This is a genomic window from Shewanella sp. UCD-KL12 (assembly GCF_001957125.1).
Lineage (GTDB): Bacteria > Pseudomonadota > Gammaproteobacteria > Enterobacterales > Shewanellaceae > Shewanella.
This window is the reverse complement of record NZ_MPHJ01000004.1, coordinates 315,308-327,193: the sequence shown is the minus strand read 5'-3', so window position 1 is coordinate 327,193 and position 11,886 is coordinate 315,308. Positions and strand designations below refer to the sequence as shown.

The 11,886-nt window shown below is 44.0% G+C and carries 7 protein-coding genes and 6 tRNA genes; 6 read left to right on the top strand and 7 right to left on the bottom strand.

What is annotated here, in order from left to right; translation table 11 throughout:
• The 5 genes from BM736_RS10675 to BM736_RS10655 all read left to right on the top strand — a co-directional run bounded on the left by BM736_RS10675 (nt 1) and on the right by BM736_RS10655 (nt 8,488).
• Nucleotides 1–2,871, top strand: coding sequence for a molybdopterin-dependent oxidoreductase Mo/Fe-S-binding subunit (locus BM736_RS10675; RefSeq protein ID WP_076411693.1), 2,871 nt, complete (start codon nt 1–3; stop codon nt 2,869–2,871).
• A gap of 182 nt (nt 2,872–3,053) precedes the next feature.
• Nucleotides 3,054–4,460 carry a nucleobase:cation symporter-2 family protein gene (locus BM736_RS10670; protein WP_076411690.1) on the top strand — a complete coding sequence of 469 codons (1,407 nt, stop codon included), beginning with the start codon at nt 3,054–3,056 and terminating at the stop codon, nt 4,458–4,460.
• Between the two features lie 147 nt (nt 4,461–4,607).
• On the top strand, nt 4,608–5,924 hold the full coding sequence (guaD, locus tag BM736_RS10665) for a guanine deaminase (RefSeq protein ID WP_076411687.1): 1,317 nt from the start codon (nt 4,608–4,610) through the stop codon (nt 5,922–5,924).
• Nucleotides 5,925–6,172: 248 nt separating this feature from the next.
• The gene (locus BM736_RS10660) at nt 6,173–7,549 is read left to right on the top strand and encodes an NCS2 family permease (protein WP_076411684.1); all 1,377 of its coding nucleotides are present in this window, start codon (nt 6,173–6,175) and stop codon (nt 7,547–7,549) included.
• A gap of 141 nt (nt 7,550–7,690) precedes the next feature.
• Nucleotides 7,691–8,488 carry an outer membrane protein OmpK gene (locus BM736_RS10655; protein ID WP_076411681.1) on the top strand — a complete coding sequence of 266 codons (798 nt, stop codon included), beginning with the start codon at nt 7,691–7,693 and terminating at the stop codon, nt 8,486–8,488.
• A gap of 537 nt (nt 8,489–9,025) precedes the next feature.
• Here the strand turns inward: BM736_RS10655 and BM736_RS10650 are convergent.
• From BM736_RS10650 to BM736_RS10620, 7 genes are all read right to left on the bottom strand, one after another.
• A tRNA-Val gene (locus tag BM736_RS10650) sits at nt 9,026–9,102 on the bottom strand.
• A gap of 18 nt (nt 9,103–9,120) precedes the next feature.
• A tRNA-Met gene (locus BM736_RS10645) sits at nt 9,121–9,197 on the bottom strand.
• A 56-nt stretch (nt 9,198–9,253) separates the two neighbouring features.
• A tRNA-Val gene (locus BM736_RS10640) sits at nt 9,254–9,330 on the bottom strand.
• An 18-nt stretch (nt 9,331–9,348) separates the two neighbouring features.
• Nucleotides 9,349–9,425 (bottom strand) — tRNA-Met (locus BM736_RS10635).
• A gap of 58 nt (nt 9,426–9,483) precedes the next feature.
• Nucleotides 9,484–9,560, bottom strand: a tRNA-Val gene (locus BM736_RS10630).
• Between the two features lie 17 nt (nt 9,561–9,577).
• Nucleotides 9,578–9,654, bottom strand: a tRNA-Met gene (locus BM736_RS10625).
• A 189-nt stretch (nt 9,655–9,843) separates the two neighbouring features.
• On the bottom strand, nt 9,844–11,226 hold the full coding sequence (locus tag BM736_RS10620; protein ID WP_076411679.1) for an MATE family efflux transporter: 1,383 nt from the start codon (nt 11,224–11,226) through the stop codon (nt 9,844–9,846).
• A 34-nt stretch (nt 11,227–11,260) separates the two neighbouring features.
• Here BM736_RS10620 and BM736_RS10615 point away from each other — a divergent pair, with 34 nt between their 5' ends.
• On the top strand, nt 11,261–11,884 hold the full coding sequence (locus BM736_RS10615) for a riboflavin synthase subunit alpha (RefSeq protein WP_076411676.1): 624 nt from the start codon (nt 11,261–11,263) through the stop codon (nt 11,882–11,884).
• Nucleotides 11,885–11,886: the final 2 nt, after the last annotated feature.

Here is an 11,886-nt window from a genome sequence, read left to right as displayed (position 1 = left end):
ATGGGTATTGTATTAACTATCAATGGTCGTGAGAAAAGTGTTGATTGCGATCTTGGCGAGAACTGCCAAACATTATTAAAAAGACTTGGTTTCAATTCTGTACGAAATAGTGATGATGGCTTTGGATTCGCGGGTTCAGATACTATTTTAGTTAACGGCACCTTGATGAACGCATCTTTGCTTATTGCAGCTCAGCTTGATGGTTGTGAAGTTGAAACCGCGGAGTCTCTAGGTAGCTGGAATGAATTAAGTTTTGTGCAGCAGGCCATGGTTGATGTGGGCGTGGTGCAATCGGGTTATAACGACCCAGCTATGGCGCTAATTTTAACTCAGTTGCTTAAGCATAATCCTAACCCTAATCGTGCAGAGATAGATGATGCATTAACAGGGATATTTAGCCGTGATGCGGGTTACCAGCAGTATTATGAGGTGATTGAGCTCGCCGTTGCCCGTATCGCAAACCCTGAAATACAAAAGCAATTTGCGCCAGAGTTTCGTGATGACCTTTCTGTCGTGGGTAAAAACACCCCCAAAACAGATGCTGCGAAAATGGTGCAAGCTAAACCTTGTTATGTAGAAGATAGAATTCCTGCTGACGCTTGCGTGATTAAAATGCTACGCAGCCCCCATGCTCATGCATGGATAACGCATCTTGATGTGTCTAAAGCTGAAGCACTTGATGGCGTTGTTTCGGTTATTACCTATAAGAACTGTCCTGATCTTGCTTACACGCCTGGCGGCCAGAGCGCGCCAGAGCCTTCGCCACTTGATAGGCGCATGTTCTGTCAAAAACTTCGTCACGTTGGTGATAGGGTGGCGGCAGTTGTTGCAGAGTCAGTTGAAATTGCTGAGCAAGCCCTGAAGCTGATAGCAGTTGAATATGACGTACTCAAAGCTGTTATCTCTATCGATGATGCCATGTCTGCCGATGCACCGATTATTCACAACGGCCCAATAGAGTACAAGGTTGCCGCACCAGAAGATCTAGAGGAGCAGAATCGCAATGCAGATCCTAAAGAGGGTAAGTTTATTGTTAACTTCCCGATAGGCTGTTTCCCTCGTAAGAATATCGCTGCGAGCGTTCGTGGGCATATTGGTGATTTACAGAAGGGGTTTGATGAAGCTGATTGCATCATCGAACGAACTTATGAGTCTAAGCAAGTCCAGCAACTCCCGACAGAAACACATATCTGTTATAGCTATATGGATGATGATCGCTTGATCATGCATGACTCAACACAAGTGCCTTGGCATGTACGTCGTCAAGTGGCGAACATCATCGGCGTTAAACAAAATAAAGTGCATATTATCAAAGAGCGTGTGGGTGGCGGCTTTGGCTCTAAGCAAGATATCTTACTGCAAGATGTTTGTGCATGGGCGACTTGGACAACGGGCCGTGGCGTCTATTTCCACCATACTCGCGAAGAGGAGTTTATTGCTAACTCAACACGTCATGTGGCAAAAGTTCATGTCAAAATTGGTGCTAGAAATGACGGTACTTTAACCGCCATTGATATGGATTTCCTTGCTAATACCGGTCCTTATGGTAACCACGCGCTAACGGTTCCTTGTAATGGCCCTGCGTTATCTCTGCCGTTATACCCTTGTGATAATGTCGATTTTCGCGTAACCACCTACTACTCAAATATCTGTCCTACAGGCGCATATCAGGGATATGGCGCACCTAAAGGGAACTTTGCCTTAACTATGGCGATGTCAGAAATGGCAGATATGCTCGGTATTGATCATTTAGATATGGTTGAGAAAAACCGCGTTAAAGAGGGGCAAGAGCTTAAGATTTTAGCTGCGATTGGTGAAGGTAAAATGCCGGCAACTGCGCCAAGAGCGTTAAGTTGTGCACTTGAGCCTATTCTCAAGAAAGGCCGTGAGATGATCAATTGGGACAGTGAGAAGAAGCGTGATGGTGACTGGCGCATCGGTCGCGGCGTTTCAATCATTCAGCAAAAGTCGGGGATACCTGATATTGATCAAGCGAACTGCTCGATTAAGATGGCCTCTGATGGCACTTTCATTGTTCATTCTGGTGGTGCTGATATTGGTACTGGGCTTGATACCGTTGTCGCTAAGCTTACGGCTGAAGTTTTACGTTGTCCGCTTGATGAAATCACTATTCACTCAGGTGATACAGACCACACGCCATTTGATAAAGGCGCTTATGCATCATCTGGTACCTGTTTCTCTGGGAATGCCGCTAAGATTGCTGCAGAAAATATGCGTGAGAAAATCTTAACTTGTGGCGCAGATATGCTCGAAGAGAAAGTTGAGGATGTCACGATTGTTGCCCCAGGCATCGTTAAGGGTAAAAAAGGGCAGGTGAGCTTTTTTGATATCGCCCACCGTGCTGAAAGTGGCACTGGTTGGGGGCAACTCCTTGCTAATGGCTGCTTCACTACGCCTTTGTTTGCCTTCCCTTATGGCGCTAATTTCACTGAGGTTGCGGTCAATGTCCGTACTGGTGAGATTAAGCTAGAAAAATTCCATGCCCTGCTTGATTGTGGTACCCCAATCAACCCAGACCTAGCCCTTGGGCAGATCTATGGTGCGAGCATGCGCGCAATTGGTCATAGCTTGATCGAAGAGTTGATCTATGACGAGCATGGTGTGCCCTTAACTCGTGATCTAAAGAGCTACGGCGCACCTATGATTGGTGATATTCCTAAAGAGTTCAAAGCTGTACTCGTACCAAGTGATGACAAGGTTGGGCCTTATGGGGCTAAGTCTATCTCTGAAATTGGTGTAAACGGTGCAGCACCTGCCATTGCCTCTGCAATTCATGATGCATGTGGTGTTTGGATCCGTGATTGGCACTTCACACCAGAGAAGGTGCTTGCTGGCCTGAACAAGTTCTAAACCCTTTGTAGTTCAAGAAACACTTCAAAAAACATATGGGGGAGGCAGAAAATATTCTGCTAACCCCTTCATTTTGCGAGTTATCTGTTTTTGTTTGATCTGTAGTTTACCGAAAACCGCTGGCGGTGTTGTTATCGTTAGTTTGCATGACTCGCCGTTAAGAGTTGGGATAAGGATTCGAGATGAAACTGTTATACAAGGTTGAAGACAAACCGCCTATGGGCGCCAGTATTTTATTGGCACTGCAGCATATGTTAGCTGCGATGGGCGCGATTGTTGCTGTTCCTCTAGTTGTTGGCTCTGCCATCGGTCTTGCGACTGAAGAGATGGTTATCTTAGTCAACGCTGCTCTCATGGTCTCAGGTATTGTGACCATCATTCAATGTAAAGGTGCAGGTCCCGTTGGGATCCGGTTGCCTGTTGTTATGGGCACTAGCTTTACGTTTGTCGCTATCGCGATATCTATCGGAATTGATTCAGGTGTATCAGCCATATTTGGCGCTGCTTTAGTTGGCTCACTAGTGATGATCATTGGTAGTCGGTTTATGCCACAGATCAGAAAGTTATTTCCACCCGTTGTTTCAGGCACAGTAGTGGTATTGATTGGATTAACGATTTTACCTGTTGCGGTCGATTGGTTAGCAGGCGCCTATGTTGGCGATGAAGAGTATGGTCACTTAAGCCATCTTCTTTTAGGCTCCCTGGTGTTGTTAATTGTCATTGTTTTATCCCAGTTTGGTAAAGGAATTGTCGCCGCAGCGGCGATTGTCATTGGCATGCTTGCGGGCTACTTAGTGGCTATTATGCTTGGCGTTGTTGATTTCAGTCCAATAGGCGCTGCGCCACTGTTTGCGTTGCCGACACTTCTTCCATTTGGCATATCGTTTACCATTAGCGGCATTATCGGTATGTCTATCGCTTATCTAGTGACAATTATGGAGTCTACTGGTGATTTTCTTGCACTCAGCGACGCGACTAATACTAAATTAACCGGCGATAAGCTCTCTAAAGGTATCTTATGTGATGGGCTTGGTAGCGCATTAGCGTCTACGTTAGGTACAACACCTTTCTCCTCTTTCAGCCAAAATGTGGGTATTGTTTCTATTACTGGGGTTGCGAGTCGTCACGTAGTGGCAGTCACAGGACTTATCATGTTGTTCGCTGGCCTGTTTCCTAAAATTGGTGCCCTTGTTGTAACCATTCCATCTCCAGTACTCGGTGGAGCGGGGATTGTGATGTTCGCAATGATCATCTCTTCAGGGATCGGCATTCTTTCAAAAATTAACTTCACTAAACGTAACATGCTGATCATTGCTGTCGGTGTCGCTACAGGCATGGCAGTGACCATGAGACCTGAAATTCTTAATTACTTCCCAGATTCTATCAAGGTGATCTTCGGCTCAGGGATCACAGCAGGTTCTTTAGTTGCCTTGGTACTCAATATTGTACTCAGAGTGAGCAAGTCTGATGAGGCTCAGTGTACAGAAGAGAAGCGTGAAGCCCTACAGGAGATCATTAAGGAATGCGACGCAAATAGCGATGCATTGCAAAAGGAAGAAACAGAAAAATCAAAAATTGAGACAACATAGTTATAAGTCAACATTGGAACGGATATCGGTCACAAAAGGTTGAACTGGTTAAGACGCGGCATACTTGGATGTCAATAATATCAACGCCTTCAAAAACAGACGTATATTAGTACAACCTACTGATCGTAATACTAATTAGGGGTAATGATGGAATACAATAATACTTTAAAAGCAATACGGGCATCCATGTTAGATATCGCTTGCGTCGTTGACGATCCTGCAGATATTGAGAAAAATTTACGTTATATAGAAGACGGTCTATTACTGATCACCAATGGCCGTATCGAGTGGGTTGGTGAATGGGAAGAGGGCAAAGATAAGATCCCTGAAGGGGTCAGAGTCCGCAGCTATCCAGGTAAAATTGTGATGCCTGGTTTTGTTGATACCCATATTCACTATCCACAATCTGAAATGGTTGGGGCTTATGGCGAACAGCTACTTGAATGGCTAGATAACTATGTTTTCCCAACAGAGGTGCGTTATAAAGATAAAGACTATGCCAAAGAGATGTCAGAATTCTTTGTTAAGCAACTCTTACGTAATGGTACTACTACCGCACTAGTATTTGGTACCGTTCACCCTGAGTCAGTTAACTCGCTGTTTGAAGTGGCTGAAAATATCAATATGCGCATGATTGCCGGTAAGGTAATGATGGACAGAAATGCGCCTGATTACCTCCTTGATACGCCGGAGATAAGCTATAACCAAAGCAAAGAACTCATCGAGAAGTGGCATAAACGGGGACGTTTACTGTATGCGATTACCCCAAGGTTCGCGCCGACCTCTTCACCAGAACAACTGGATATGGCGGGTAAGTTAAAAGCTGAGTTTCCTGATACCTATATGCATACTCACTTATGTGAAAATAAGAATGAGATTAAATGGGTTAAAGAGCTATTTCCTGAGCGTGCCAGTTACCTAGATGTGTATCATCACCATGGCCTAACCGGGCCAAAGAGTGTCTTCGCCCATAGTATCCATTTAGAAGATTGTGAGTGGGATTGTTTAAAAGAGACTGATTCTGCAATCTCTTTCTGTCCGACTTCAAACCTGTATTTGGGCAGCGGTCTATTTAAACTCCAAGAGGCGTGGAAGCGCAAAGTTAAAGTGGGCGTAGGTACTGATATCGGTGCAGGCACCACATTCAACATCATGCAGACCCTGAATGAAGCTTATAAGGTGATGCAACTTCAAGAATATCGTTTATCGGCTTTCGAGGCTTTCTATCTGGCAACATTAGGAGGCGCTAAGTCGTTATCACTGGATCACCTTATCGGCAACTTTGAGATTGGTAAAGAAGCGGATTTTGTTGTTATCGACCCTTGCGCTACACCTTTGCAGCAGCTGAGATTTGATAACTCAAAATCACTCGCCGATGAGTTGTTTGTACTCATCACCTTAGGGGATGATCGCAGTATTTACCGTACTTATGTTGATGGACGTTTAGTCTACGCACGTAATTAATCTGTATAGGAAGGATGAAAGTTTGAACGGGAATATCTTGGCTCCAGGGTCAAGATATATGGAGAAGTACGGGCTTACGGTAAGTGACCGGCAGTATAGCTGAGCTTATCTATTGAACATTAGGTTAGGTCAAATTACGTTTATACCTACAGTGGTTTGGCCTAACTAGTCTGCTTGAAGTCTAAAAAATGACACCTGCAGGGTGAACAGTCAGTCCCTACTTTGAGGCTATAAAAGGAAACAATAAAATGTCTGATAGTAATACCATTGAAAATGATAAGTTACCAAAAGATGACTTAGCGTCAAAAGGGCAATTAGATGACTATTTTAGTATCACAGAAAGGGGGAGTTCGGTTAAGCAAGAGTTGATTGCTGGTGTCACCACGTTTTTAGCGATGGTTTACTCAGTCATCGTGGTTCCCAGTATGCTAGGGGTCGCAGGCTTTGATCAAGGGGCGGTATTTATCGCAACTTGTCTAGTCGCAGCCTTTGGTTCATTGGTAATGGGTCTATGGGCTAAACTACCCATGGCTATTGGTTGTGCAATCTCTTTGACTGCATTTACCGCGTTTAGTTTAGTCCTCGGGCAGGGGATCAGTATCCCTGTCGCACTTGGCGCAGTATTCCTTATGGGTGTAGTGTTTACCGCTATTACCGTAACTGGCGTGCGCCAATGGATATTAACCAATTTACCTTATGGTATCGCACACGGTACTGGGATAGGTATTGGTCTGTTCTTACTGCTAATTGCAGCAAACGGCGTTGGATTAGTGGTTGCAAATCCCCACGATGGTTTGCCTGTGGCATTAGGTGATTTCAATTCACTGTCTGTGATCATGTCTGTTATCGGTCTCGCGGCTATCTTAGGCCTTGAAAAGCGCCGCATTCCGGGTGGCATTCTACTGGTGATTGTTGGCATATCTATCTTTGGTCTGATTTTCGACCCTAAAGTTACCTACCATGGGCTTTTTGCAATGCCAAACTTTGGTGGTGAAAATTCACTCATTGGCACTATGGATATTATGGGCGCAATGAACCCCATTTTAATCCCTACAGTACTGGCATTAGTGATGACCGCTATTTTTGATGCAACAGGTACAATCCGTGCGGTTGCTGGCCAAGCAAACTTGCTTGATAAAAATGGTCATATCATTAACGGCGGTAAGGCACTCACTTCAGATTCTGTGAGTAGTATTTTTGCCGGTGCCGTTGGTGGCGCTCCAGCTGCTGTATATATTGAGTCAGCAGCGGGGACTGCTGCAGGTGGTAAAACTGGTTTAACAGCAACTGTGGTAGGTGGCCTTTTCATCTGTATGTTATTCCTAGCACCTGTTAGTTACCTTGTGCCAGCTTATGCAACAGCACCTGCATTGATGTACGTAGGTCTGTTAATGATGTCAAATGTGAGTAAGCTCGATCTTGCCGACTCAGTTGATGCATTATCAGGTTTGATGTGTGCTGTATTCATCGTTCTAACCAGTAATATTGTGACTGGTATTATGCTAGGCTTTGTCACCCTTGTTATTGGCCGCGTTATTTCTGGTGATTGGAAGAAACTCAATATTGGAACCGTATTGATAACAGTCGTCTTAGTGGTCTTTTATGCAGGCGGATGGGCTATCTAAATAGATATCTGAAAACTATAACGAAAAAACTATAACGAAAAGATGTAGGTATGAATGATGTGCTCTTAGAACAACTCAAGAGCACTCAAAGTACCATGTATGAAAATAGAGCAAGTAATTAAATATAATTAAGGAAGTAACATGAAAAACAGGTTGTTAATAGTTGCACTACTTGCAAGCCCTACAGCAATGGCTGATAGCTTAATTCATTGGTCAGATTTTAGTGTGACTGGCCTATATGGACAAAATTACTTAGAGCCAGGTGAACATTTTGGTGGCTATGAAGGCCAAGCAAATCAAACGACGATAACCCTTGAAACCGCTGGCGGTTGGGCCAAAGGTGATTGGTTTGCATTCCAAGATTTCATCTATTATAACGATGGTAGCAGTGATGATAACTTTGCTAACTATGGTGAGTACGGTGCACGCTTTAGTGCCAGCAAAATGTTTGATTCAAAAGTCGGTTTTGGCCCTTTGACTGATGTGTCTTTGGCACTTCAGTTTGAGCAAGGAAGCGCAGCAGCAAGCACCTTCTTGTACGGTGTTGGCACAGATTGGGCAATTCCAGGTTTCAGCTACTTTAATTTAAATGTCTACCACCGCTCAGAAGTGACAGCGAACCCTGCTGAGGGCTCAGTGAAAGGCGCGAGTAACGGTTGGCAGCTAACGCCAGTGTGGCGGGTTGATTTTGGCGATACAGGTATTGTGTTTGATGGTTTCATTGACTGGATTTTCGCACTTGATGATGCTGATAGAACGAACGGTTTCGGTGGCATAGCTCATGCTGAAAACATGGTGCACTTTAACCCTCAGCTTAAGTATCAGTTCCCTAACTCAGGCTTCATGGTGGGTATCGAATATGATTACTGGAAAAACAAGTATGGTATCGAAGGCATGGACCAAAACACTGGCTCTGTGATTGTTAAGTATCACTTCTAAGCAATAAGCATTAATAGAGTAAAGCGAGCTGATTAGCTCGCTTTTTTTTGGTTAAATTTCGCTTGCAGTAGATGAGAGGTATAGAAAACCAGCTTTCGCTAGTTACTTATCAATGAGTTATCTCAATTGAAAATTGGTTGCGGGAGCTTGATTGCTTTCTATAAGGGCAGGGCAACGACCTTCGCCTAGCAGTTATAACTCGTCAGTTATAACCCAGCATTTATAAAGAGTTGAGCCAAAAGAGCTACCAAACTGATCCATCACGCGGTTAGTTTGTGAAATTTAGGCATAAAAAAACCAGCTTTCGCTGGTTACTTCTCAATGAGTTATCTCAATCGAAAATTGGTTGCGGGAGCTGGATTGCTTTCTATAAGGGCAGGGCAACGACCTTCGCTAGCTGTTATAACCCGGCTGTTAAAAAAAGTTGAGCCAAACGAGCTACCAAACGGATCCATCACGCGGTTAGTTTGTGAAATTTAGGCATAAAAAAACCAGCTTTTGCTGGTTACTTCTCAATGAAATCATTTAATTGAGAGTTGGTACAACCGAGTGGATTCGAACCACCGACCCCTACCATGTCAAGGTAGTGCTCTAACCAACTGAGCTACGGTTGTATCGTTTATCTTGAAAATTGGTTGCGGGAGCTGGATTTGAACCAACGACCTTCGGGTTATGAGCCCGACGAGCTACCAAACTGCTCCATCCCGCGTCCGTACTTTCTACAAGAGAACGCATTAAGTTGTTTAAATTCTACTTAAAAAGAATTGGTACAACCGAGTGGATTCGAACCACCGACCCCTACCATGTCAAGGTAGTGCTCTAACCAACTGAGCTACGGTTGTATCGCTTATTTTGAAAATTGGTTGCGGGAGCTGGATTTGAACCAACGACCTTCGGGTTATGAGCCCGACGAGCTACCAAACTGCTCCATCCCGCGTCCGGATGACCTATACACTAGATGAGTGAATTGAATTTTAATTCTTCAATTAAAGAATTGGTACAACTGAGTGGATTCGAACCACCGACCCCTACCATGTCAAGGTAGTGCTCTAACCAACTGAGCTACAGTTGTATCGGTTATCTTGAAAGTGGTTGCGGGAGCTGGATTTGAACCAACGACCTTCGGGTTATGAGCCCGACGAGCTACCAAACTGCTCCATCCCGCGTCCGTATTTCATGACATCGTTCATTTGGCTTATGCCTTAGAACGAGCGCTATAGTAAGGGGGATAGGGCTTTGGTTGCAAGCAAAAAGATGGTTTTATTGTTTAAGCGGTGATTTGGTGTGCAACTTGCTCTTTTCTGGTACGAAAACCTACTCAGAGGGGAGCCTCCAAGTAGGTTTCGGTTGATTTTTTATGACTGTGGACTGGCGTGATCTTCTAATGCTGCTTTGCTATACCCTGACTTTTGAATATATCTAAGTCTAAAGGCGAACAATATTGCCGCACTTGTCAAACCTGCAATGAGTCCAATCCAGAATCCTTGCGCGCCCATTGCTGGCACGATGAGATCGGTTCTTGCTAATAGATAACCGATCACCATACCGATAGCCCAGTATGATACTAAGGTAATATAGAATGCACTTCTGGTATCTTTATAACCACGTAAAGCACCAGCTGCAACGACCTGTACAGAATCAGACAGTTGATAGAGGGCTGCAAAGAACATTAAGGTCCCCGCTAAAGAAACAACTTCGGGGTTATTGTTATACAAGTGAGCGATTTCAGTCCTAAATATCACAGTGATAATTGCGGTGAGCATCGCAAGGCTAAATGAGATGATTAAACCAACTTTTGTCACCAATGCAGAGATATCCTTTCGATCTTGGCCTAGATAGTAGCCAACACGAATTGAAACTGCAATACCGATAGATAGCGGCAGCATGAATACGATTGATGAAAAGTTGAGTGCTATTTGATGTCCTGCAACGACCGTTGCACCAAGTGGGGCAAGGAGGAGTGCAATAACAGCAAAAAGACTGACTTCAAAAAATAGTGCCATGGCAATAGGGAAGCCATGTTTAGTCATATCCCATATGGTATGCCAATGGGGTTTATGGAAGGACTTAAAAGGCGCGAGCTCTTTAAAGTTTTTATGCAGCTGCATATAGATAACCATAGCAATTAACATAGCCCAAAAAACCAAGGCAGTTGCTATACCACAACCAGCACCTCCCATCGGCTCAATACCAAAGTGCCCATATATAAAGATATAGTTCGCAGGGATATTCACAGCTAGCCCAACGAACCCTATCACCATTGTCGGTAAGGTGTAGGAGATACCTTCACTACAGCCTCTTAATACTTGATATAGAACAAACGCGGGGACACCCCAGGCAAACCCTTCTAGATAACCATTGCTTAATCGCGCAAGCTCGGGCTCTAATTGCATCATAGTGAAGATGTTATCTGCAAAACTGAGAAACAGAACCACACCTACACTACCAATTATGGCAATATAAGCAGCTTGAAATGCTAGGGGTTGAATTGCTTTTTGATTATCAGCACCATGGTGATGAGCAAAAACGGGTGTAAAGGCTAAAAGTAACCCTTGAACAAATAATAGAGCGGGCAACCATAAGCTTGTTCCAATAGCAACGGCAGCCATATCGACGGCACTCACTCTACCAGCCATGACGGTATCAATAAATCCCATCATGGTTTGTGTTACTTGTGCGATAAGTACAGGGAGTGCAAGTTGTACTAGACGTTTGGCTTGAAAGCCGAATTGATTCATTAAATACTGCCTTTAAATACTAACGAGAGAAAATATGTTTACAGGTATAGTTCAAGCCACATGCGAAGTGGTTGCGATAAATAAGAAAGATGGCTTAAATACGCTAGAGATCGCTATGGAGTCCGAGTTACGTGAAGGGCTCATAACAGGCGCAAGTGTTGCTAATAACGGAGTCTGTTTAACGGTTACACGAATTGAAGATAATAGGGTTTTTTTTGATGTAATGGAAGAGACTTTGAGTGTGACAAACCTCTCAGAATTGAAACTTGGTTCTAAGGTAAATATTGAGCGCTCTTTGACATTTGGCACAGAGATAGGTGGACATATCCTATCTGGGCATATTCATAGTCAAGCTAAAGTTAAACAGGTCAGCCACACCGACACTCACTATGATATTGAGCTTGAGGTGGATCAAAAATGGATGAACTACATCTTGTACAAAGGCTTTGTTGGCGTTAATGGTTGCAGTTTGACGGTTGGAAAGACCCATACTAATGGTTTTACCCTTCATCTTATTCCTGAAACATTGAAATTGACTAACTTGGATGAAGCTCAAGTTGGTGAATACCTTAATATCGAGATTGATAGTCAAACCCAGGCAATTGTCGATACTGTTGAACGTGTTCTTGCCCAAAGAGGGATTAACGCAAGCGTTTAAGT

Excerpts from the sequence above, each read along its gene's own strand:
- BM736_RS10675 (WP_076411693.1), top strand. The coding sequence starts at position 1 with ATGGGTATTGTATTAACTATCAATGGTCGTGAGAAAAGTGTTGATTGC.
- BM736_RS10660 (WP_076411684.1), top strand. The coding sequence starts at position 6,173 with ATGTCTGATAGTAATACCATTGAAAATGATAAGTTACCAAAAGATGAC.
- BM736_RS10655 (WP_076411681.1), top strand. The coding sequence starts at position 7,691 with ATGAAAAACAGGTTGTTAATAGTTGCACTACTTGCAAGCCCTACAGCA.
- BM736_RS10615 (WP_076411676.1), top strand. The coding sequence starts at position 11,261 with ATGTTTACAGGTATAGTTCAAGCCACATGCGAAGTGGTTGCGATAAAT.
- BM736_RS10620 (WP_076411679.1), bottom strand. The coding sequence starts at position 11,226 with ATGAATCAATTCGGCTTTCAAGCCAAACGTCTAGTACAACTTGCACTC.
- guaD (WP_076411687.1), top strand. The coding sequence starts at position 4,608 with ATGGAATACAATAATACTTTAAAAGCAATACGGGCATCCATGTTAGAT.
- BM736_RS10670 (WP_076411690.1), top strand. The coding sequence starts at position 3,054 with ATGAAACTGTTATACAAGGTTGAAGACAAACCGCCTATGGGCGCCAGT.